19 protein-coding genes and 1 pseudogene are annotated in these 22794 nt (G+C 59.9%); 7 read left to right on the plus strand and 13 right to left on the minus strand.

Annotated elements, in window-relative coordinates; genetic code table 11:
• The first annotated feature begins 328 nt into the window (after positions 1–328).
• On the plus strand, positions 329–3991 hold the full coding sequence (locus tag H6A60_RS10245; RefSeq protein ID WP_205104254.1) for an autotransporter domain-containing protein: 3663 nt from the start codon (positions 329–331) through the stop codon (positions 3989–3991).
• 144 nt (positions 3992–4135) lie between these two features.
• On the opposite strand, the gene H6A60_RS10250 is transcribed toward H6A60_RS10245, so the two are convergent.
• Complete coding sequence (locus H6A60_RS10250; RefSeq protein WP_205104255.1) at positions 4136–5257, minus strand: DUF1848 domain-containing protein; 1122 nt, start codon at positions 5255–5257, stop codon at positions 4136–4138.
• A gap of 379 nt (positions 5258–5636) precedes the next feature.
• Here H6A60_RS10250 and H6A60_RS13780 point away from each other — a divergent pair.
• Positions 5637–6347 (plus strand): annotated as a pseudogene (locus H6A60_RS13780) (aldo/keto reductase).
• A 19-nt stretch (positions 6348–6366) separates the two neighbouring features.
• Here H6A60_RS13780 and H6A60_RS10265 read toward each other — a convergent pair.
• A complete protein-coding gene (locus tag H6A60_RS10265) occupies positions 6367–6579 on the minus strand; it encodes a hypothetical protein (RefSeq protein ID WP_205104261.1) in 213 nt (70 codons plus the stop codon).
• A 148-nt stretch (positions 6580–6727) separates the two neighbouring features.
• Here H6A60_RS10265 and H6A60_RS10270 point away from each other — a divergent pair, with 148 nt between their 5' ends.
• Both H6A60_RS10270 and H6A60_RS10275 read left to right on the plus strand, forming a co-directional pair.
• Positions 6728–6994 carry a type II toxin-antitoxin system RelB/DinJ family antitoxin gene (locus H6A60_RS10270; RefSeq protein WP_205104263.1) on the plus strand — a complete coding sequence of 89 codons (267 nt, stop codon included), beginning with the start codon at positions 6728–6730 and terminating at the stop codon, positions 6992–6994.
• On the plus strand, positions 6984–7364 hold the full coding sequence (locus tag H6A60_RS10275) for a type II toxin-antitoxin system PemK/MazF family toxin (RefSeq protein WP_205104265.1): 381 nt from the start codon (positions 6984–6986) through the stop codon (positions 7362–7364). The genes H6A60_RS10270 and H6A60_RS10275 overlap by 11 nt, the downstream gene beginning before the upstream one ends.
• A 168-nt stretch (positions 7365–7532) precedes the next feature.
• On the opposite strand, the gene H6A60_RS10280 is transcribed toward H6A60_RS10275, so the two are convergent.
• From H6A60_RS10280 to H6A60_RS10300, 5 genes are all read right to left on the minus strand, one after another.
• Complete coding sequence (locus H6A60_RS10280; RefSeq protein ID WP_205104267.1) at positions 7533–8972, minus strand: FAD-dependent oxidoreductase; 1440 nt, start codon at positions 8970–8972, stop codon at positions 7533–7535.
• A gap of 568 nt (positions 8973–9540) precedes the next feature.
• The gene (locus H6A60_RS10285; protein ID WP_205104269.1) at positions 9541–10938 is read right to left on the minus strand and encodes a sodium:solute symporter family protein; all 1398 of its coding nucleotides are present in this window, start codon (positions 10936–10938) and stop codon (positions 9541–9543) included.
• A gap of 44 nt (positions 10939–10982) precedes the next feature.
• Positions 10983–13319, minus strand: a complete 2337-nt coding sequence (bioA, locus tag H6A60_RS10290; RefSeq protein WP_205104271.1) for an adenosylmethionine--8-amino-7-oxononanoate transaminase — start codon at positions 13317–13319, stop codon at positions 10983–10985.
• 166 nt (positions 13320–13485) lie between these two features.
• Positions 13486–14643: a biotin synthase BioB gene (bioB, locus tag H6A60_RS10295; protein ID WP_205104273.1), complete on the minus strand. Its 1158-nt coding sequence runs from the start codon at positions 14641–14643 to the stop codon at positions 13486–13488.
• 118 nt (positions 14644–14761) lie between these two features.
• Entirely contained in the window at positions 14762–14905 is a 144-nt protein-coding gene (locus H6A60_RS10300) for a hypothetical protein (RefSeq protein WP_205104275.1), read from the minus strand.
• Between the two features lie 39 nt (positions 14906–14944).
• Here H6A60_RS10300 and H6A60_RS10305 point away from each other — a divergent pair, with 39 nt between their 5' ends.
• The gene (locus tag H6A60_RS10305) at positions 14945–16261 is read left to right on the plus strand and encodes a hydantoinase/carbamoylase family amidase (RefSeq protein WP_205104277.1); all 1317 of its coding nucleotides are present in this window, start codon (positions 14945–14947) and stop codon (positions 16259–16261) included.
• 53 nt (positions 16262–16314) lie between these two features.
• Here H6A60_RS10305 and H6A60_RS10310 read toward each other — a convergent pair whose 3' ends face one another.
• Complete coding sequence (locus H6A60_RS10310; protein ID WP_205104279.1) at positions 16315–17100, minus strand: MBL fold metallo-hydrolase; 786 nt, start codon at positions 17098–17100, stop codon at positions 16315–16317.
• A 96-nt stretch (positions 17101–17196) separates the two neighbouring features.
• Here H6A60_RS10310 and H6A60_RS10315 point away from each other — a divergent pair, with 96 nt between their 5' ends.
• Positions 17197–17580 (plus strand): MerR family transcriptional regulator, encoded by a 384-nt coding sequence (locus H6A60_RS10315; protein WP_205104281.1) that lies wholly within the window; start codon positions 17197–17199, stop codon positions 17578–17580.
• Between the two features lie 40 nt (positions 17581–17620).
• Here H6A60_RS10315 and H6A60_RS10320 read toward each other — a convergent pair whose 3' ends face one another.
• The 3 genes from H6A60_RS10320 to H6A60_RS10330 form a co-directional block, all read right to left on the minus strand.
• Positions 17621–18685, minus strand: coding sequence for a heavy metal translocating P-type ATPase (locus H6A60_RS10320; RefSeq protein ID WP_338054864.1), 1065 nt, complete (start codon positions 18683–18685; stop codon positions 17621–17623).
• Positions 18686–19501, minus strand: coding sequence for a P-type ATPase actuator domain-containing protein (locus H6A60_RS10325; protein ID WP_205104285.1), 816 nt, complete (start codon positions 19499–19501; stop codon positions 18686–18688).
• A gap of 134 nt (positions 19502–19635) precedes the next feature.
• On the minus strand, positions 19636–19854 hold the full coding sequence (locus H6A60_RS10330; RefSeq protein ID WP_205104287.1) for a cation transporter: 219 nt from the start codon (positions 19852–19854) through the stop codon (positions 19636–19638).
• Positions 19855–19954: 100 nt separating this feature from the next.
• On the opposite strand from H6A60_RS10330, the gene H6A60_RS10335 reads away from it, so the two are divergent.
• Positions 19955–20320, plus strand: a complete 366-nt coding sequence (locus H6A60_RS10335; RefSeq protein WP_205104289.1) for an ArsR/SmtB family transcription factor — start codon at positions 19955–19957, stop codon at positions 20318–20320.
• A 74-nt stretch (positions 20321–20394) separates the two neighbouring features.
• Here the strand turns inward: H6A60_RS10335 and H6A60_RS10340 are convergent, their stop codons facing one another.
• Together H6A60_RS10340 and H6A60_RS10345 are read right to left on the minus strand one after the other, a co-directional pair.
• Positions 20395–21564, minus strand: a complete 1170-nt coding sequence (locus H6A60_RS10340) for an MFS transporter (RefSeq protein ID WP_205104291.1) — start codon at positions 21562–21564, stop codon at positions 20395–20397.
• Between the two features lie 284 nt (positions 21565–21848).
• Positions 21849–22478 carry a helix-turn-helix domain-containing protein gene (locus tag H6A60_RS10345; protein WP_205104293.1) on the minus strand — a complete coding sequence of 210 codons (630 nt, stop codon included), beginning with the start codon at positions 22476–22478 and terminating at the stop codon, positions 21849–21851.
• Positions 22479–22794 lie beyond the last annotated feature (316 nt).

The raw sequence follows: 22794 nt of genomic DNA on the forward strand, positions 1-22794 counted from the left end.
ACTAATACGATATATCTTGCTCATAATGAGCAATTTTATTTACAAATAAACGAAATATCAAAAGCAGCAGGAATCTCCACACCCCTGCGAAATAAAGAATGAGAGATTAAGAAGACGAAAGCAGTCACAAGAAAAGTCGATCGAGTAAGTTGGAATGCTTATTGATATTTTTGCATCAGGGTGCCTACTACCCCCCCCCCCCTTCAAGGGAGACACAAAAAAAGAATTCTGTTCCTAGGATGACTCGGAACCTTTGAGCGGATTAGCACTCAAAGGCGGGGCGTTTGTACAACAGACGAACAGAAAATTTCCCTCGGAGCATTCCGAAATGCAGACATTCAAAAAGACCACCGTTGCTGCGGCAATCGTTCTTTCCATGAGCGCTTTTGCGGCGCAAGCCGATGAAACGGCAACCTCGACTCCGACCAATCCGACGTTGGCGGAATTTCAGAAAGGTTTCTCAGGTCAGACTTTCACCGACGACGCTTTTACGATCGCAAACAGCGCCGCAGTTGATCCCGGTGCTCAATACGTCAACAACACTCGTACCGCTGCACCGGACGACGGTTACGTTTACGGTGGTGTTTTTTATACTTACAGTAAAGACAACGAATTCGTGCTGACGTTTGATGAGGCCGTGTTTTCCGGCAACAAAGTGATCAACACCGGGAATGGCGGTATGTCGGCGGGCGGCGCTGCTTTTCTGAAGGGCACGAGCTCGACCGATTCCCATACCTTTGTCGACACGCTCTTTGTCAACAACCAGGCGATTGCGCAGAACGACAAGGTAATGGCGGGCGGGGGCGCACTTTACCTAGATGCGACGAAGAACACGGGCATCGATCGTGCCTCGACCGCAACGATCGTGACGACGCACGACATGACCTATGTCGGCAATGCCGTTACGTCGAATGACAACGGTCGTTGGTACGAACTTTGGGGCAGCCTTGGGCAGTCGGGCGGCGGTTTTGCCTACCTTGATCGCAAGAGCGAACTGACTTTCGATGTTCAGGGCGGCACACTCACGATTGGCGCTGCCGGTGCTGCCGACGCTTCGGTCGATTCTATCCAAAGCTCCATTGTTGACACCAACGGCGACGCTTCTTCAATTGTTAAGACCGGGGAAGGGGCGCTTGTTATCAACAGCGATTTCTCGCAGTTCTACGGAAAGCTCGACGTTCGTGCCGGTTCCGTCACTATCGCGCGTGATGCGAAGATTTGGAACGGTTGGACTGTGTCTGACGGCGAACTGCACCTTGCAGATGTGGAGCTTGGACAGATTCAAACCGGGAGCTTCGGTACGTTCGTCCAGGCTGGAGGCGACTCTACAGAAATCGCCTTTGAGGTCAAATCCGGTTCCGTTGGCAAGCTCACGATCACGGGCGGCGGCGTGACGGCCGACTCGATCACGATTTCCGGGAGCGGCGTCGCCGATTTCAAGGACAAGGGAACGCTCGCAGAGAGCGACTACGGCATCGACATTTCAGGCGGGTCGCTTACGACCGGGACACTGACGCTCGGCAAGGGCGGACACGTTGCGATTTCCGGTACTGGGCTCGTTTCAATCGGCACGCTCGCCACGACCGAAGCCGACAACGGGGCTTTCTCGATGTCGGGCGGCACGCTCGATTTGACCGCTGAACAGGTCTTTGGTCTCAACGAAGAGACTAAGAAGCTCAACACGACGATGAAGGATGTTTTCAACGTCACGGGCGGCACGCTCGATTTCTCGGATGAAAGCTTCGAGGCAGCGTGGCTCGACGCCGTGACGGACGAAAACAACTTTGTGATCGTTGCCGGCACTGTGCTTGATGAAAACGGCTCGGCGCTCGACACGGTTACGACGGACAACTTGAAAGAGAATGTCGTTTACGGTTCTGCAACCCTCGAAACGAAGCCTGTTGACGGTACGGTGACGATTGGCGTCAACAATTCCGGCGTGCAGAACATTGCGTCTGATGAAGCGGTTTCGTCCATCGTCATCAACGAAAACTTTACGCTTGTCGGCAACGGTACGGCGCTCGTGACGAATACTGCCGAAGATGGCGCAACGATCAAGGTTGCCGATAAAAAGACCCTGACGCTCGGTTCAGCTTCAAGCACGGGCGGTACGCTTAGCGGCACCATCGCCGCAGACAAAGCGACAGTCTATGTTGCCGGCGGCAATTTTGAGATTACGGACGAGGTGGCTGCCGGTACGCTCACGGTTGAGACGGGCGCTGCACTTGCTGCCGAGACGATTGGGGCAAAGACTGGCACTGTCAGAGGCGCACTGACCGCGACGACGCTCGGGGGTAGCGGGACGTTTACTGTCAAGGAAAACGGCATCGTTGAAGCCAACGCCATTAAGGCCGCCGTAGCGCTCGAATCGGGCTCAACTCTTGTCATCGGCAAAATGATTCAGGAAGAGGTCGAGGCGCCGGAGACGGCAAGCACTCTTGCACGCGTTACGCCCCGCAAGACCGAATTCGTCGACGTTCCCCAAATCAGTGACGTTGTTTCTATTGAGGGCACCGAGCACGACGTGGTCGTCACGACCAACAGAAACGGCGAAGCGCTTCTGAAGGCCGCCGCGGGCAGCAAGTACGATGCCGACAAGCATCTCGGCCTCTATGTCGACTCGACGATTCATGTCGATGCAACAAGCGGCGTCCTCAACATCGGTGCAGATGATTCGCACAATTCGAGCACGGGCAAGATTGCTATCGGTGCAAACGGTGTTGTCGTCATCAATGTGTCGGGCCTCAACGGCGAAGCCGCTTTCGATGCCCAGAACGGTGTCGTTCTCAATAAGGACGCTACGGTCATCCTTTCAGACATGTTGACGACGGGGAACTATCTCCTCTCGACTTCCGGGTTCGAAATGCAGGGCGATAACCTCTCGACGACGAACGGCTGGCTGACCGGTTCCGTGTCGACCGTTGAAGGTAAAGGCGGCAATTGGTTCGTTGCCGAATTCAACCGCAACTTTGCCGATGAAGACGTTTCGGCGATCGTCGAACAGTTCGTACAGCCGGGTTCGGAAAGCGCCCGCGTGATGGCGCAGTTCGGCAACGTGAACGGGCCCTTTGTCGGTGAAGACGGCAAGCTCACCGCCGAAGGCGAAGAACTGATCTATGAATACGTTTCGACCCCGGTCGTTGCCGGTACGTACAACGTCGCTTACGACGCTGCCGAACAGGTGACGGGCGCAATCCAGCGCCGCAACATCGAACCTTCGACGGGTTTGGGCGTCTGGGCCGACGTGTTCTATAGCGCCAATGAAGCCAAGAATATCTACGGCGGTGCCGGGTACGACGCAGACATCTACGGCGGCGTGATCGGCTTTGACTGGACGGCTTCCTGCGGCGCGAAGCTCGGTGCAGCGGTTTCCGTCGGTACGGGCGACGCGGACAGCGTCGGCACGCTCGGCAAGTACAGCAACGATGCCGACTTCTGGGGCCTCACGGTCTACACCGGCAAGGATATCGGCGGCCTTTACTTCTCGGCCGACGTCTCCTACATTTCGCTCGACAACGACATTTCGGGCACCTACAACATGGGCACCGAAAACGTCGATTCGAACGTCTTCACGGTGGGGCTGCGCGCCGACATGACGGTCTACGAAAGTGCGGGCAAGGGCTTCAAGGTCGTGCCGCATGTGGGCGTTCGCTATTCGAACATCGATGTCGACGACTACCGCGACATCAAGGCCGATTCGATGGACGTCTTCGAAACGCCGATCGGCGTGAAGTTTGCGGGCGATTTCGCCACGGCTTCGGGCTGGACGGTAACGCCGAACTTCGACTTCACGATCGTTCCGCAGTTGGGCGACAAGGACGTCAATACGCTTGACGGCAAGGTCGACATCCTTGACAGCGTCTACAACTCGACGCTCGGCGTGAACGCTTCCTGCGGGAACTTCACGTTCGGCCTGAGCTACCGCTACGGCTTCGGCAACGACGACCGCAGCAACAACGCCTTCCAGGCGCGCGCGTCCTACGCGTTCTAAGGACAGTGTCTTTCGGCGCGACTGATGCGTCGCGTCGAAAGACTTCAATCGACGGAGGTGCCGCTCCGTTCAACTCAAACAGGACCCGCTGCTCGAGTATTGCTTGAGCGGCGGGTTTCTGTTTGGGAGTCGATGGGCATCGGCTCAGCAATGGCTGATCGGGGCTCCCGTGAGGAAGGGACTCGCCGGGTCGTGCCGTCTGCGGTTTTCGATCACGCGCTCTCGGCCGGCATTGGCGTAGCAGTAGACGCAAAAGTGCGGGCACGTGTCGTACATGCCGATGTCTTTCGAGACGATGCAGCCGCAGGCTTCGCGCTGGCCTTTGTCTTTGAGATTCGGGGCCTTCGAGATTTTGATTTTCGACTGTCTACGCCTAAGCTCCATGACGGGAATGACGTCGGCACTTGCAAAAAGCGAGGGTTCGGTCGCCTCGCCGGCTGCCGGCTCTTCAAGCCTGCCCGTATCGAGCCAGTGCATGAGCGCGGCATCGTCGCTGAAGCACTTTCGCAAGAGGTCTGCGCTCACGCAGGCGTTGTGCTCGATGCCGTAGGCGCCCAAATCCGCGGCTTCGGCGCAGGTGGCAATCGTGAGGTTCCAACCTTTCGAGCGCCAGTGTTCGCGCATCTTTTGAAGGCCCAAACAGATTTCCGCCCGTGCGGCCGCATCGGGTTCGGCCGAGAGGACGTTTTCGCGCGTGAAGCAGGTCGTTTGGGCGACGAGATTGCGTTGCACTTTCTGGTAGGCGGCGATGTCGGCGAAACTCACGACTAGCCGCGAAGTTAGACCGAAGAGCGCCTCGCCGATCCGCCAAACGCGCATCAGGATTTCGCGCGGCGTGATGCCGCCGCCGAGCATCATCGGGTCGAAGCGCCACACGACGCGATCGGGACCGAGGCGGCGCGAGAGCGTTTTGAACGTTTCAATGCGCTTTTCGAGCGCCGGTAAGTTCGGCTCGAATCCTTCGCGCTCGTAGTCGTTGAGCGTGTACTGGAAGTAGTAATGAAGGCCGGTGCGCTCAAGCGCATCGAGGTGCTTCATGAAAGGCGCGGGATTTTTTGTCCAAAAGACGACGACTTTGACATCGCGAAAGGCGATGTAGACGGGCTTTCGATTGAACGGATTGACGCGCGCGCACCAGCTTGCGGCGAGGCGGTTCATGAACCAGTCGCCGTAGAAGGCCGGTATGTCGGTAGCGCGGCTTGCCGACAGGATGACGGGCGTATGCGCGTCGACATAGCCCGTGGCGGTGCGAATGCGGGCGGTCATGGCTCGGTGAAGTACTGCTGATGCGCTGAGTGCAGGAAAGGAAGGTTTGAGCGGGACTCATTGGGCGATGACCTCAGCTTAGCAAGGTCGAACGCTGCAGGCTCGCGATTCGATGAAATGAAAGGCCGAAGAAAAAAATCGGCGTCTGATTGAACAAAATCGGTTGGCGAATCTCCAAACGCAAAAAAAGCCGAAAAGTGAGATTTTCGGCTCGGATCCGGCAAAAGGTTGAAGTGAGTGCAAGCTAACCTAAAAAAATTCAGGCGCGAGTGTTTATCGGTGAGCCGCTCGAAATGGGGGCTGCTTCTGCGATGAAGCGCTCGCGGCGAAATGAACGGAGAATCTCATGAAAACCATTGAGCTTAATAACGGCGTCAACATGCCGCTTCTCGGCTACGGCGTCTTTCAGATTCCACCAGCCGAGTGCGAAGCGTGCGTGACGAATGCTATCCATGCGGGGTATCGCCTTCTCGATACGGCGCAGGCTTACTTTAACGAGGCCGAAGTCGGCAGCGCAGTCGCGAAGTCCGGGATCGACCGCAAGGAATTCTTCCTCGTGACGAAGGTCTGGATCTCGAACGCGGGCGAAGCACGAGCGGCCGCGAGCATTGATGCGTCGCTCGAAAAGCTCGGGACGGACTACGTCGATCTGCTCCTCATTCATCAGCCTTTCGGAGATGTCTTCGGAACGTGGCGCGCCATGTAACGCGCTTACGCGGACGGCAAGGTGCGCGCGATTGGTCTGAGCAACTTCTACGACGGCCGCTACATCGACATTTGCGAACATGCCGACGTAAAGCCCGCCGTGGTGCAGCTCGAGGCACACGTCTTCTCGCAGCAAAAGCGCATGCAGGAACTGATGCGTGCGTACGGCACGCGCCTCATGGCGTGGGCGCCGTTTGCCGAAGGCCGAAACGGCCTCTTTACGAACCCGACGCTGGAGGCGATCGGCCGCCGGCATGGCAAGAGCGCGGCCCAGACGGCGCTTCGCTACCTCTCTTGCCAGCGCGCGACCGTTGCCTTGACGTTCGCCTGGTCGACGCCGAGCTTCCCTGCGAGCGCGTCGAGCGTATCGGCTTTGACGAAATAGCCGAGTTCTTCGTACTTCTTCATGAGCGCGGCGTTCTCAACGCTCGTGCGGTCGAAGATGAGGAACGCAACGCCTGCGTCTTGATGTCCGCGCCGATTTTGGCGGTGCTCCCGAGCTCGTTCGTGAAGCGCTTTCCGGTTTTGCCGACCAGAATCGCGCCGTTATAGCGCACGTTCGTGAGCGACACTGCGCCGTGGCCTGTGTCGTAGGCGACCGTTTGGGGACCGGCCAAAGCCATGCACGCCCGAAAAGGGGCTGACCATGTATTGGCGTCGACCGACATCGTCACCTTATGTCAGGAAATTGACATCTAAAGGGGTAAAATTAACACCAAAAAGATGTCTAATAGAGTAGAAAATATGGTTGTGGAGGTTAGTTATATGGCTGATCATGCAAGTCTTAATTTGAAGCTTTCACAAGAGATGAAAGATGAATTCACGCGCACGGCGGAAGCTCTTGGGATGCCGGCGGCTACAGCGCTGAAAGTTTTGGTCACGCGATTCATTTTGGAGGGCGGATTCCCCTTCGACGTTCGAATCCCGAATCCGAAACTGAATTGGGAAGATCCGCGAATCGTTCGTACGAAGTACAAAGAAGGGAAGCTTATTGTGCCGTCCTCATGGCGCGATGAGGACGATGATGAGTGATTCCCGGTTCCCAAAACCGTACGAGGTTTGGCGTTTGCGGTTCTTTTTCGAAGACAAACCGGATATCGCGAAAGAGCGTCCCGTAGTGGTATTGGATCGAAATGAGGAAACCGGACAAGTGCTTGTTGCCGGTGCGAAAGTTACTTCGCACGCCCCGCGGCCCGATTTCCCGGTCGAGGTTTCCCTACAGAATTGGCAGCAAGCCGGCCTCGTGAAGCCGTCCGTTGTTCGTTGTTCGAAAATCGCTCAGTTCAGCCTCAGTGCTTTCGAGGGTCGACAGCGGTACGGACGGCTCTCTGCGGACGATCGCGTATCCGTTTATCTGGCGCTGAAAGATCTGGGCTATTTGGCGCCTGATCCAAAAGAATGATTCGGACGGCTGGCGCCCTCAACAGTCGAGGGCGGCACCCATGATAATCACATCACCGAACGGCCGCGTTCGCGTGGAAGTTCTGCGGCAACCATTCGGGCCCGAACCCATTCGCCGGCAGCGTTACCGCTCGGTCACTCGTAATCAATAAGTTTGGCGGTGACGGTATTACTTCGCTTCGATCGCTTTCAGTGCGCCGCGCGCGGCAATGCGCCCCGTGATGATCCCGAGCGAGACGCCCTGACCGTACTGGTCGGCCGTTTCACCGGCAACGAAGAGGCCGGGGATAACCGTTCCGTCGGGCTTCAAAGCGGCACCGTCGGCATTGCGCTCGACGCCGCCGTAGGTCGTCTGGCTTGCGGGCGAGATCTTCTGGCCGTAGTAGGGTGCTCTGTCGATTCTTGAGAACATCGACTGCGTGCGGCCGAAGTCGTCGTCCTTCTTTTTGTCGAAGAAACCTTGCCAGCGCGCGACCGTCGCCTTGAGGTTCGCTTGGTCGACGCCGAGCTTCACTGCGAGCGCGTCAAGCGTATCGGCCTTGACGAAATAGCCCATTTCTTCGTACTTCTTCATGAGCGCGGCGTTTTCTACGCTCGTGCGGTCGAAGATGAGGAACGCGACGCCGTCGGGCTGCGCCTTGATGTCTGCGCCGATGGTTGCGGTGCTTCCGAGCTCGTTCGTGAAGCGCTTGCCCGTCTTGCCGACCAGAATCGCGCCGTTATAGCGCACGTTCGTGAGCGACACCGCGCCGTGGCCCGTGTCGTAGGCGACCGTTTGAGGACCGGCCAAAGCCATGTTGTCGAGTTTCGCGCCGAGCTTTTCAGCCATGAGAATGCCGTCGCCCGTTGCGCCGACGCTTGCCGTCGACGGGTACCCCGCCCACTGCGGCGTAAAGCGCTCGACAAGCTTCGGGTTCGATGCGAAGCCGCCCGTCGCGAGAATCACGGCCTGGGCGGCAATGTCTTTGAGGTGCGCGTCTTTTTGCGCCGTCTTCAAGTGCGCGCGAACACCCGTGACGCGGCCGCTCGCGTCAGTGATGAGTTCCTCGACGTCGGCATTCGTGACGACCTCGATCCCGAGCGAGTCGATGCGCTTTTTGAGGACCGGCACGATCATCGCGCCGTAGGCGCTCCCGTCGGCAGGCGTCATTTGGGAACCGTTGATGATGCGGCTCATGTCGGCGCCCATATCGATGAGCCAGTCAGCGGTCGGTCCGGAGAGCTCGGCGAGCTGCTTGATGTTTGCCTTGTCATGCTCGTCCGCTTTAGGCACGCCTTTGAGGAGCTTTTTCGCGTAGTCCTCGGCCGAGTAATCGGGCTGCAGCTTTGAGCCGCCGGCGTTGTAGGCCGTCGAGGCCAAGAGCGTCGTGCCGCCGACGAACGGGAGCTTCTCGAGAATGACGACTTTGGCCTTGCCGCCCGAGGCTTCGCGGGCTTCGATCGCGGCGGCCATGCCCGCGCCGCCCGCACCGACGACGAGGATGTCGGCCGAAAGGTTCTGCGCTGCGGCGGCTGCGCCGAAGAGCCCTGTTGCCGCGAGCAGTGCGGCAGCCGCGGTGAATGCGGGCGATGGGCGGGAGACAGGCGCTGAGGCGGTTTTCTTTGACATGCGTTTCTCCTTATCTTGGCGTCTTTTCAGGGATGTTTTCAAAGCCGGTGAGGCGGTAGAGAGTCAGGTATCCCGCGGCAGCGCATAAGTGCTCGCGTCGGCATACGATCGTCTTCCGATTATCTGGCGTATCGATCGTAAACGGCAACGGCGCATTTTCCCGACGGTCACGGCGCACTGGGTAGGGAAGCCGCTTTGTCGGAAAAAAGGCGCGCACGCGATTATTGTCGGGATCTTGAGAGAAGCCTTGGGGCGTGTAGTCCGTCTGGGAAATTGCGCAGTTACGACCGAAGCGGACGTAACCGCATCCACGTTGTCAGGCAGCTTGTCGCCGCCCTTGGCTGCCAAGGTTTGAACAACTTCCAAGAGCGGAGCGGCGTCGGCTGAAGCTGCGGCAGTCTTGCTGGCAGAAGATGCCAGGTAATCAGCCGGGTGGGCGCGCCCATTTTTCCGCAGTCTTCTTCCACCGTTATCGGCGAGCTTCCTCCTATTTCAGACGTGCTGGAAAAGGATTCGGTGATTTGCTTTAGTGAGCGGCGAGCCGGAAGCGGCATGCGAAGCGGCGTCTTCAGCTTGGATCGGATGATCTTGCTGCTCGGTCGGTGAAGAAGAGCGCACGCGAATCTCTCGTTCGCCCCAGCCGAGCGATAAGGTAGGCCGCGGCAAATCCGGCAGCAGAGAAACCGAGCGAATAATCGCGGCCGAAGAGGTCAAGCGCGCCGATCGAGCCGAGCAGGCTCCCCGAAAGAACGGCCGCGGCGGCGAAGACGGGGTGAAGCGGTCTGCTGGCGCGAAGCGCGGCGAAAGCGACCGGGACGACACCGCAGACGTAAAGCGCGTTGGCGGTGAGAAGTAGCGACAGGATGCCTCGGCCGCTCAGTGAAGCGGCAAGCGCGGCAAGCGCGAGAGCGATCGCGATGCCCCGGATCGTCCGAACGTCGCGGCGGCCAGCCAAGTCGACCGCGCCCACGGTCGCCGAGGTTATGAGGCAACTGTCTGCCGAAGAGAGCACGGCGCTCGTCATGACAAAGAGAAAGAGTGCGCCGAAAACGGGAGAGCGCGTTTCAAGGAGCGCCGGGAGCACCGCGTCGGGCTCGGTGCCCGGCGCAACGAAACTGCGGGCGGCAAGACCGATGAGAACGATCACGAGCGCGCCCGCGAGGAGCCCGGCGATGCCGACCCCTGCGGCGACGTGCGCGTCGCGCTTTGTCGATGCGGCGAGAAAACGCGCGGAAAGCATCGGGCAGACGAGATAGCTCCCGCCGATCAAGAGCATGAATTCAAACCATTCGTTCGGGCCGAAAGCGTCGTTCCAGAGCTCGAAGCGGAAATTTTCAATGGCGGGCGATGCCGAAAAGGTGTCGCCCGGATCGAAAAGGAGCGAGAGGAGAAGCGCCGCGAGGCCGACCGCCATCACCGCGCTTTGGCAGACGTCGCTTCGGAGCACAGCACGCTGTCCGCCGAGGAGGGTTGCTCCCGTAATGAAGAACGCGCCGAGCGCAGTGGCGGCAGGCCCTCCCGGCAGCCACTCACCGAGCGCGGCGGCAAAAAGCCGTCCCATGGCGGAAAACTGTGCGGCGAGAATGCCCGTCCAAGCGGCAAGGATCACGATCGCGGCGAGCTTGGCCGCCGGGCGGCCGGCGCTTTCCTCAATGGCTCCCAAAAGCGAGACGGGTCTTTGCGCTCGAATTCGATCGACGAGCAGAATCGCCGAGAGCGCGAGACCGATCGCTCCCGCGCCCAGCCACCAGAAGGCAGGGAAGCCGGCTTCGAAAGCAAGACCGCAGACGCCGATCGTCGCCGACGCACCGATCGAGGAGGCGGCAATCGAGAGTCCGGCGGACCACCCCGAGGCGCTGCGTCCTGCGAGACAAAAGTCGTCAAGCGTTTGCGCGCGGCGCGATTCGAGGTAGCTCAGCGCGAGAAAGAGCGAACAGAAAAGGACGAAAAGAATCGCAGTTGTCATGTGTGGGCTTGCATTCAAACCGAAGAGAATTCGGCAGCTCGAAATTAAAAAGCAGGCTCGCCAAGGACATCGAGCGCTCGGACCATGGCGCGCGCGACGACGCGCATTTCGTCGTCCGTCGTCGTAAAGGCGGGCATCGTGTAGAGAAGCCGACCGAAGGGCCGAAGCCAAACGCCTTCGGCGAGAATCGCGCTGCGCATGCGTGCGGCCGCTTCGGGGTTCGGTTCGTGCTTAAGCTCAATCACGCCGATCGCGCCGAGGACGCGCACGTCTGCCGCGGCAGGGTGGTGCTTCGCGGGCTCAAGCGCAGAGCACATCAGTGCTTCAAGGCGCGCCGCTTCACGAAGCCAGTTGCGGGAAGCGAAGAGCGCGAGACTCTCCGAGGCGACCGCCGCGGCGAGGGGATTGGCCATGTAGGTTGGCCCGTGCGGAAAGACGCCGCCGCCTGCTTCGGGGCGCTCGAGGCCGATCGTCTCGACGACGCGGCGCGTCGAAATCGTGGCGGCCATTCCCATGATGCCGCCCGTGAGCGCTTTTCCGACACAAAGAATGTCTGGAGCGACCCCCGCGTGCTCGAAGGCGAAGTTGCGGCCCGTGCGGCCGAAACCGGTCGCAATTTCGTCAAAAATGAGCAGTGCGCCGTGTGCACGGGCAAGCGTCGCGATGCCTTTGAGATAGTCCGGGTGATAAAACCGCATGCCGCCCGCACACTGGGCGACGGGCTCAAGAACGACCGCGGCAATTTCGCTGCCTTTTTCCGCAAAGGCGCGGCGCGCCGCTTCGAGCGACGCATCACCAAAGCGTGCATCAAAACGGCAGTCGGGCGGTTCGATGAAGATTTCCGAGCGGATCGTGTCGTTAAAGCGCGCGTGCATGCCGCTCTTCGGGTCGCAAAAGGACATCGCGCCCGCGGTGTCGCCGTGGTAGCCGCCCAGCGGCACGAGAAAGCGCCGCTTCTCGGGACGTCCCGCCGCCTGCTGATACTGCAGCGCCGTTTTGCGGGCGACCTCGATCGCGACCGAGCCGGAATCCGAGTAAAAGACTTTTGAAAAATGGTCGGGCAGAAGCGAAAGAAGTCTTTCCGTCAGTTCAATCGCCGGCCGGTGGGTGAGGCCGCCGAACATTACGTGCGCGAAGTCCGACGCCTGACGCTTCAGTCGGTCGATGAGGCGCGGGTGTGATGCGCCGAAGGGCGCACACCACCAGGCACTTGTGCCGTCAATGAGCGTGAGCCGCTCAAAGCCGGCCTTTCCCGGTGCACCGGACGCGTCGCTCGAGCGCGCCGGACGCTGCCCGCTGCCGGCACGTTGGGAGCGCACAACCGTAATCCTCACGCCGCGCGCGCTTTCGACGAGCTCGATGGGAGGCGGCATGACGGGATTGGCGTACGGGTGCCAGATATGCGCGGCGTCGAGTGAGAGGAGCTTGTCGGCTGCACCGGGGAGGGCAAACGCGTCCTCGTCGCGGTGATGAGCGACACGCTTTGGATCGTCGCACCGGCCGTCCGGGCAACGCAGCGCAGCAAGGATGCGGGCGGCAGCGCGGTCCAATTGGGCAGAGCCTTCCGGCGAATCGATTTCGCCGTAGCCGAGGTCGGCGAGCACCGGAACGGGCACATCGGCGTAAACGCAAGCGAGTCGGGCGGCGTTGTCCGAAAGAAAAACGCGCTGGGCGGCCGCCGCGCGGCTTCGGGCGCTCTCCGGCGATCCGGGACCGGCGGCCTGCGCGGGCAGCGTTCCGGGATCAAGCGCTTCGGCGGGAATAGGGCGGTTGAGGATGATCCCGAGAAGCGGGACGCCTTCGAGCCGCAGCCGGTCGATCGAGAGTCGAGCGTGATTGAGGGCGCCAAGCTTGTTGCCGACGACAAGCACGGCCGGGAGTCCGCTCTCGCGGACGAGGTCGAGCATTGTCTCTCGGTCGTTGAGAGGCACCAGGAGGCCGCCCGCGCCTTCAATCAGCGTGAGGCGCCCCGAGGGCGATGTGCCGCGGGACCCGCAGGGGACTTCGCCGCAATCACCCTCCAGCGCATCGTCGATCGCGGCGAGCACCGTCGAAGCCCTAAGCGTTCGCCCTTCAAGCCGCGCGGCGAGTTCGGGCGAAGCCGGCGCAGCAAAGACAAAGAGCGTTTGAGCGGCGAACCCCTTGGCCGCGGCCATGCCCGCGTCGCCCGCGTTTGGCTCGTGAGCGGACACGCCCGTCTGTACGGGCTTCAGGTAGCGGGGCTTCGGCGCGCAGCGGAGCGCGGCAGCGCGATTGAAAGCGCGAAGGAGCCCGAGCGCAACGGCGGTCTTGCCGATTTCCGTATCGGTGCCGAGTACCCAGAAGGCGAGGGCGGAGGGCGTCGAATGCTGTGCCGGTGTCGGCGTCTGTGCGTCAGACATGCGGTATTCCTTGGGTGAACTCGGCGTCAAAGCCCGACATACGCGGGCTTTGGCAGCGAGGTACGGAAAATGATCGCGACCCAAGCGGCGGGCGCTCGCGGCGAAACGAACAAGCGGGTAAACCGCCGAACGGTCGATTAAGCGATTGAATGATCAAGCGGAATGATCAAGCGGCTTCGACGCCAAGAACAGCCGCACTCAGTCGGTCGGTCTCGAAGGCGTTCCCGGGGCGCGTGAGGTAGTCGCCCGTCATGACGACGTTCGCGCCTGCGGCATAGACCCAAGCCTCCCAGCGGTCGCCGAGGATGTGGTTGCGTCCGCCGCAGATCACGATGTCCTTTGTCGGATTGATGAGCCGAAGCATGGCAATGATTCGAAGCGCTTCCTCGGGCTTGAGGGGCGGCATCTTTTCGAGCGGTGTTCCCGGCACGGCAATAAGGAAGTTCACGGGAATCGAGTCGACTTCGAGTTCGGAGAGCGTGTAAGCGAGCTCGATGCGGTCGCGCCAGCTTTCCCCGAGCCCGAAAAGCCCGCCCGAGCATGTGCTCATGCCGGCGCGTTTGGCCGTGCGTACGGTTTCGACGTCAAGCGCATAGTCGTGCGTCGAGCAGATCTTCGGAAAATAGCTTCGGCTTGTCTCAAGGTTGTGGTGGTAGCGCGTAAAGCCCGCCTGCGCGAGGGCACGGGCGCGTTCCGCATTGAGAATGCCGAGCGAGGCGCAAAAGCCGATGCGTGTTTTGCCTCTTAGTTTTGAAAGCGCTGCGGCAAGCGCTTCAATGTCCTTGTTCGAGGGGCCGCGTCCGCTCGTCACAATGCCGAAGCGTGCGACGCCTTCGCGCTCGAGGGTGAGCGCCGCCTTTTCAAGCTTCTCCGACTCAACGAGCGGATACTCGGGCGCGTTCGTTCGGTGATGCTTTGACTGCGCGCAGAAAGCGCAGTTTTCCGGGCACCGACCCGATTTGGCGTTGAGAATGCCGCAGCGGTAGGCGGTCCCGGGGTGAAGGAGCGTCCGGGCGAGTCCCGCAGCTTCCAAAAGCGCAAGCGTTTGCCCGGGCGGCAATTGCGCGAGACGAAGCGCTTCTTCGGGCGTCACGAGCGGTTTTGCGAGGTGCGAGCGGCGCGCATTTTCAGATCCGAGGGCCGCGGCTTCCCGCCGGCGGGCAAGAACGCGCTCGAGAAGCGCAGCGACAGCCGCCGGCGCGTCGCTCGGGCCGTGAGATTCGGGCGCAAAGGCTGCGGCGCGTTCCTCGACCGCCGACGCGGCACTTTTGTCGCCTCGGTCGGATCGGATGATTTGGAATCTCTTCTTCGAAAATGCTTCCATGTTTTTCTTACCGACGCGGCTGCGCCGAAGGCGGCGAGACAATTGGCGGCATGGACAACGGTGCCGATGGCGCCAATATTCAAAATTCGTCGGGTCTTTACTTAGGTATTTTTAAATATTAATGGAATGCGTGGTGTTCGAGATGCCCGGCGCATCCGTCAACGCGCTCATCCGTACAGGCGACGGCTCCGTCAAACGCGGCCGATGCTGCGGGTAGAATCGTCGAAGGTTGAGGAGCGTCCGCCGGCATCAGATCCGTCATGCGGTCCTCTTTTCATGTTTTGCCCGAGAGATGCCTGTTATGTCGAGATGCTGTTTTTCCCCGTCGCAACTTGATGAAGCTCGCCGCTACGCAGAAGCGCTTTTTGAGACGGTGCGCAAGCTTTCTCGTTCGAGCGAAGGCGTCACGCGGGAAGCCTTCGGGCCGGTGGAAACCGAGACGCTCGCGTGCATTGAAGCGGCCGGGCGCTCGATCGGACTTTCTGCCCGGTGCGACGCCGCAGGCAATCTCTGGCTTGAAAGAGCGGGACAAGCACCGGCGAGCGCCAAAATCGTACTCGGCAGCCACGCCGACTCGGTGCCCGAAGGCGGCAACTACGACGGGCTCGCGGGCATTGCTGCTGGCCTCACGGCGCTTTTTCTGCTTGAAAAGCAGGGCTTGAAGCTCAAGCGCACCGTTGCGGTTCTGGCGCTTCGCGGCGAGGAAAACTCTTTTTACGGGAAACCGTATCTAGGTTCGCGAGCGCTTCTCGGCATGCTCGGCGCGGACGACCTCGCGCTCGTTCGGCGCGACGGGGCGAAGACGCTCGCCGATGCCATGCGCGCGTGCGGACTCGATCCGCAGGCGCTTTCGACCGGAAAGCCTCTGATCGACTTGGCTGCGCTTCGCTGCTTCATCGAGCTTCACATCGAGCAGGGGCCGATCCTTGACATGGAAGACGAGCGTCGGACGGGCATTGTGACGGGCATTCGAGGACTTTATTCCCATAAAGCCATACGGTGCGAGCGCGTCGATCCGGCGGCACCCGCCGATGCGGTGCCGCGGGCCGTGACGGCGCTTCTTTGCCGAATGGAGGCGCTTTGGGCGGATCGGCTCGCTGCGGGCGAGGATCTCGTCGAAACGACGGGCGTGATCGGGCGCGCGGCCGAATCGCCCGGTTCCGCCGGGGCGCGAGGTTCGAACGAAGACGATCCGCTTGCGCCCGTTAAAGCGGTCGACTTCGCGTTCGACATTCGGAGCCTGCGCCGCGAGACCTGTCTCGACTTTCATGCCGCACTCGAAGATGAGGCTCGAAGGATCGGCGAGGCGCGAGGCGTTCGCTTCCGATTCGACTCGCTTCTCGAATCGCATCCCGCAGCAATGGATGAGACGCTTCGCGGCATCCTTCATCGGAGCGCCGAGGCGGCAGGCGTTCCCGTTCGCGATATTGCTTCGGGCGCCGGGCACGATGCCGCCTACTTTGCCAACGCAGGGATTCCGACCGCGATGCTTTTCGTTGCCAATCAGCGCGGATCGCACAATCCGCACGAAGCCATGCGGATCGAAGACTTTATGGCGGGCGTTGAAGTGCTTGCGGCGGCGCTGCCGCTCCTTGGCGAATCGCCGAACGTGCCGTGAAGCGCCGAAGTGCGACTGAAGGAATAAAGCCCGACAGCTGAGCCGATCGGCAATCAAAATTCGAGCGTCTCTCCGTCGTTCGGAATGAAGAGCCGGCTCAAGCGGTTATCCGCAGCGAACTTGCGCAAAAGCGGCCGCGTCACCGTTGCGTGCGAGACGCCTTCAACGTGCGTGGCGATGACGTCGAGTTCCGGGAAGCGCCGCATCAGGGACCGTACGTCGTATTGGTTCATGATCAGAAGATGGCCGAGCGGAAACTGAGCGCCGGCCGCATTGACGGCAATGATGCCCGGCGTGAATTTCTCCACGGCGTCAACGACGTACTGGCAGTAGATGGTGTCGCCGGCGAGGTAAAAGCGCGTTTTTTCGAGGCTGCTCTCAAAAACAACGCCGCAGGCTTTGTCGTCAAGGCCGCAGTCTCGGTAGCCGTCGAGCGTAACGAGGCTGCTTGAGCCGTGATCGCACTCGGTTCGATAAAGACGGATGTTTTCGAACGAAATGCCGCTCGCCGTCAGAATGCGCACATCGGCAAAGCCATAGTGTCCGAGCGTTTCTGCATCCGATTCGTTCTGGGCGAATATCGGACGTGTTTTGGGAAGCAGCTTTGCGGCCGCGTCATCGAAATGATCGAAGTGAAGGTGAGTCACAATCACGGCGTCTACATTGAATAGCGCGTCAACAGGGCACGGCAGCTCGCAGTCCGGATTGCCTCGCCCCGTGCTCGTTGTGTCGGGAACCGCCGGGTAGGTTCCTTGCTTGGCGAGCATCGGATCGATCAGAAAGCGCTTGCCCGCGAAGGTGACAATACTTGTTGCACTTCGAATTTGCTGAAATTTCATTTTGATTTCCTTCGAAAACGACAGGTTGTTCGTATTGGAAGAGGTGTACTATAAAATCTATAGTTGCTGTAGCTTCAAGTCTTTTTTGGGGCAAAAATGAAAATCGGCGAATTGGCGCGAAAAACAAACTGCCCGGTGACCCGCATCCGGTTTTACGAGCAAAAAGGCTTGCTGCCCGAACCCGTGCGCAGCCTGGGCGGGCAGCGAAACTATTCCGAAGAGGCTGTCGAGCGGCTGCGGTTCATTTCAACGTGCCGCGCCAACGGCATGAAGCTCGAGTGCATCGAGCGCTTTATCGAGTTTGAAAAGGATCCTTCGAGAGGAACGGACTGGCTTCTCGAGCGCGTTGACGAATACCTTGCGCAGGTCAAGGTGTACCGCGAAGAGCTCGATCGCGCGGAAAAATACCTCAGGCACCTGCGCGAGCAGTTCCCGCGTTCGGTACTGGCCGCCAAGGCGAAAAAAGGCACGCGCACCTGAAAGTCTCGGGCGCGCGTGCGGCAAGTGCAATCGAGGACGCTCAGAGCTTTTTCACGAAGAGTGCGCGAATGGCATTGAGAATGGCGAGAATCATGACGCCGACGTCGGCAAAGATCGCCATCCACATATTGGCGAGCCCGAAGGCACCCAAGGCGAGGCAGAGTACTTTGATGCCGATGGCAAACCAAATGTTCTCTTTGACGATTCGCAGGCACTTGCGCGAGATCTTGATGCCTTTGGCAATCTTGAGCGGATCGTCGTCCATCAGCACCACATCGGCCGCTTCAATGGCGGCATCCGAGCCCATGGCGCCCATTGCGATCCCTATGTCGGCTCGCGAAAGAACGGGCGCGTCGTTGATGCCGTCGCCGACGAAGGCCACTTTGCCTTTGGCTTCGGCGAGGATCGCTTCCACGGCGGCAACCTTGTCGCCCGGCATCAATTCGCTTCGCACCTCGTCAATGCCGAGTTCGGCCGCGACGGCGCGCGCAACTGCTGAACGGTCACCGGTGAGCATGACAACTTTTCGAACGCCCGCGGCTTTCGCTTCCCGCACGGCTTTGACGGCGTTGGGCTTGAGGCGGTCTGCGATCACAATGTGGCCGCAGTAGGCGCCGTCGACCGCGACGTGCACGACGGTGCCGCTGCTCCGGCAGGCAATGCACGCGACGCCGAGTTCGGCCATCAGCTTTTCGTTGCCTGCGGCGACTTCATTCCCGTCGACGGACGCGACGACGCCTTTGCCCGAGAGCTCGCGCACATTGCTCACTCGATTGCGATCGAGGTTTTTCCCGTACGCCTTCCGGAGGCTTTTGCTGATCGGATGCGACGAGGCGCTCTCGGCGAGTGCCGTGAGTTCAATGAGTTTGTTCTCGTCCATCGAATTGTGGTGCACGGCCGTGACTTCGAAGACGCCCTGCGTGAGCGTTCCGGTTTTGTCCATCACGAGCGTTTCCGTTTGCGAGAGCGCTTCGAGATAGTTCGAACCTTTGACAAGAATGCCTTCCTTGCTTGCGCCGCCGATGCCGGCAAAGAAAGAGAGCGGAATGCTGATCACAAGCGCGCAGGGGCAGCTGATCACGAGGAAGACGAGCGCGCGGTAAATCTAGTCGCTCCACGCGGGCTCAAGTCCCATGCCCCAGAGCCGCACAAGCGGCGGCACGACGGCAAGCGCAAGTGCGCCGAAGAAGACGATCGGCGTATAAACGCGGGCAAACCGCGTGATGAACGCTTCGGACCTGGACTTGCGGGAGGACGCGTTCTCGACGAGTTCCAAAATTTGCGAGACCGTTGAGTCGCCGAAGCGCTTGGTCGTTTTGATATGGAGTACGCCCGTAAGATTGATGCAGCCGCTCGTGATCTCTTCGCCCGCAGCGACGCTTCTCGGCACGCTTTCCCCGGTGAGCGCACTCGTGTTGAGACTCGAGCTTCCGCGCAGAACCACGCCGTCGATCGGCACCTTTTCGCCGGGCTGCACGACAATCACCGAGCCCGTTTCGACCGCTTCGGGATCGACGCGCTCGAGCGTGCCGTTTCGCTCAACATTGGCGTAGTCCGGACGAATGTCCATCAGTTCACTGATGTTTCTGCGGCTTTTGCCGACCGCGTAGGCCTGAAACCACTCGCCGATCTGGTAGAAGAGCATCACGGCAACGGCCTCCGTGTAGTCGCCCGTTTTGTCGTAGAGCGCGATGGCGATCGCGCCGAGCGTCGCGACGGCCATCAGAAAGTTTTCGTCAAAGATGCGGCCATTCCTGATGCCTTTGGCGGCTTTGATGAGAATGTCGTAGCCGACGAGAAGGTAGGGCACGAGGTACAGAATGAGCCTGAGCGGCCCCGTTACCGGCGCAAAAGCGAGCGCGATCAGAAGCGCTGCGGCCACAATGATGCGAGTCAGCATCTTTTTTTGCTTGGCGGTCATTTGCTTACAGAATCCGTGTCGAAAATCGAAGGCTTGAAAAGGCGAATTCATCGGAATTCGCCGTCAATTAAGTAAACTCTTAATCGTATAGGTAAAAGAAACGCCGCTCCTGGGAGGGATGCGGCGTCACGCAATCAGCGGAATACCTCGCAGTCCGGTTCTACCTTTTTGCAGGCTTTGGTGACCTGCGCCATTACGTCGTCGGGGCTTGCGCCTTCGGCGAACTCAACGATCATCTTCTGAGCCATGAAGTTCACCGTCACGGCTGCCACGCCTTCGACCTTGGCGGCGGCTTCTTCCATTTCGCGAGCGCAGTTGGCGCAGTCGACTTCGATCTTGTACGTCTTTTTCATGAGATTCTCCTTCAAACGATTAAAAGAACGCTTAATCGTATGAGCGAACTATAATTCTCGCGATCGTTGTTGTCAAGATTAAATAATCGTTTAAACGAAAATGCCCGATTCCCCCCGATTGCCCCATGTGCATCCCGGCAGTTCTGCGGCAGCCTTGGCGGGACTGCCCGAAGCGGCCCGGTTTGAGCCGGTGGCCGAGGTTTTCAAACAGCTGAGCGACGCATGCCGCTGCCGCATCTTTCTGCTCCTTTGCCACTCCGAAGAGTGCGTTATCAATATTGCGGCTGCCGTCGGCATGAGCAGTCCGGCAGTTGCGCATCATCTGCGGCTGCTGCGCATGGCGGGTCTTGTGACCACGCGGCGCGAAGGCAAGGAGGTTTTCTACCGCGTTGCCGATACGGAGCTCGCGCGCGCAATGCATCGAATGATTGAAGAGGTGATGCATTTGTCGTGCGTGAGCGCCTGACGGGGAGAAGACCAGGAAGAGGCGGCTTGCGGCGCGGCCCGCCGGCCGCCGGGGCGGGGGCCGACGTTTGAATGTCACTTATTTGCTTTCGGCGCGGCCGGTTCAGTAAGCAGGAATGCGCTCATCGCGCAAAGCGCGCCGATCACGGCAAGCGCATAGATGACGCTCGTGATGCCGTACGCGTCCGCAAGCAGCCCGAGCAGAGGCGTGAAGATGCCGCCGAGACTCGCGGAAAGTCCCATCGTGACGCCGGAGGCGAGTCCCACGTTTTTGGCGAGATAGGACTGCCCGAGGACGACGAAGGCCGCGTACGTGCCGTTGAGCGTGAAGCTCACGACCGTGAGGAGCGGAAAAATCCACCAGACCGAAGGCGCAGCCAGCATGAGCGCAAACGCGGGCGCCATCAGGATGTAGCCTATCTTGCAGGCGCGCACGAGTCCGAGGCGGTCGGTGAGCCACCCGCCCAAGACCGTCATCACGGCGCCGCACAGACACAGAAACGTGAGAAGCGTGCTCGAAAAACCTTCCGAAATACCGAACCGGTGGATGCAGTAGAGCGGCACGAACGAAAGCGTGCTCGTTGTGGCAATGCTTCTAAATAGAATGACGAGAGTCATCCGCGCGAAGGCCGGCCAGTCGTTTTTGCCGTCGGCCGCGTCCGACTTGAGCGAAGCGTCCGCGTCCGAAGAAAGCTTCAGTCCCGCAAGCATTTTGGGTACCGCCCAAAGCAGAACTGACGCCATCAGAACGCCCCATGCGCCGAACAACAGCGTGCCCGACGTGCCCCAAGCCGTGAGCGCTGCTGCGGCAATGAGCGGCGCGATGCCGAAGCCCACGTTGCCGCCAACGGAAAAGATGCCCATGCCCGTTGCCTTGTGTTCGGACGTCCGATTGACGAGCTGAGCGGCGACCGGATGGAAAATCGAGCTTCCGATGCCCATGATCGTGATCGAGAGGAAAATCAGCCAGTAGTTCGTTGCGAGCCCGGAGAGACCGAGCCCGACGCCGCTCGTCAGAATGCCGAGCGCTAGAAACCAGTTCTTCGTGCTTTTGTCGGCCCAGAAGCCAAAGAGCGGCTGCACGACCGAGGAGAGGCACGACGACGCGAACATGAGGCCGGCGACTTCCGTATAGGAAAGGCCGTTATAGAGAACGAGAAACGGGAGAATCGCGGGGAGCGCCCCCGGCGCAAGATCAACGCTCAGGTGGCCGAGCGAAAGCAAATAAACGAAGAACTTCCTCATGCTGCGCGGCCTCCTCCAATACCGCTCGAATGCGATTCGAATGCGCGAGTTCTTTCCGTTAATTTTCCTTCATCCGAAGCAGGGCGGTGTTTTTATCGAGTGGGCGGCATCTTCCAGGGAGGCGTTTCTCCGCTAGCCGCTGCCGGCAACCGGTCTTTGCCGGTCGGGAGATCGTCAACGAAAAGACTTCGTGTTTCACCAAGCGGTTTTCAACTTTTCTCTCGATTCATTTTCGCCGCAGCTTCCGGTATTGCTTCTGCCGCGGGCACGCAAGGACGCGGCTCTTATGCGTAGCCAATCACCATCGAGAGTTCGACCTTTTCGTCGCCGATCGCTCGATAGCCGTGCACGCGATCTGCCGGAAAGCGAATCGCGTCGCCCGACGAGAGCCGGTAGCGTTCGTCTTCTACCGTTACTTCCGCTTCGCCCGAGAAGATTGTCAGGTATTCCTCAGTGCCCGTCGGGTGCGGCTCCGACACGAGTACAGCTCCCGAATCCATTTCGATTCGGTAAATCTCAAAGCGCGTAGACGGATCGAAAGGAAAGAGCGGGTGGTTGCGAAATCGCCCTGCGTCGGCTTCAACGACCGGCGTCGCACTGCCTCGAACAACGCTGACCGCAGGCTTAGGCGGTTCGACGAGCGATGTAAAGGACACCTTGAAGGCGTTGGCGATTTTCCAGAGAAGCGTCACCGTCGGGTTAGTGCGTCCGTTCTCAATGAGCGAGAGCGTCGCGGCGGAAACACCGGTGAGGCGCGCCGCTTCTCTGAGCGAAAGGCCGCGCTCGGCGCGAAGACGCGAGACGGTTTGCGCCACATGGATGCTGAAGCGTTCTTCCGGCGTGGCAACAGAGCGCTCGTCTCTCGGAGCGCGCGAATCGGATTCGGCTGTCTCTATTTCGGGCTTGGGCGTCATTGGGTTTTGCTTTTTCTTTTGAATCCTAGAGATATTCGCTCGGACTCGTTGCGTGTATTCAGATGTTTGTCTAATATTTTAAACAAAACGCCTTCATCTTAAACGACGAGGCCGTCATGTTTGCCTGGAGTACTTTCCTCACCTATGCCTTCATCACGGCGATCACCCCGGGCCCCAACATCATGAGTTGGGGCAACGGTATGAAACAGGGCTTTGTGCGGGCGCTTCCCTTTAATTTTGGCTCTGTTAGAGCAAAGTGTTGATTTTAGAAGGGGACGTCCTCAAACAGCTCGGGAGTCGGGGAGTCCCAGTCGGG

Origin of the sequence: Sutterella massiliensis (assembly GCF_016899755.1) — a bacterium.
Taxonomy (GTDB): Bacteria; Pseudomonadota; Gammaproteobacteria; order Burkholderiales; family Burkholderiaceae_F; genus Sutterella; species Sutterella massiliensis.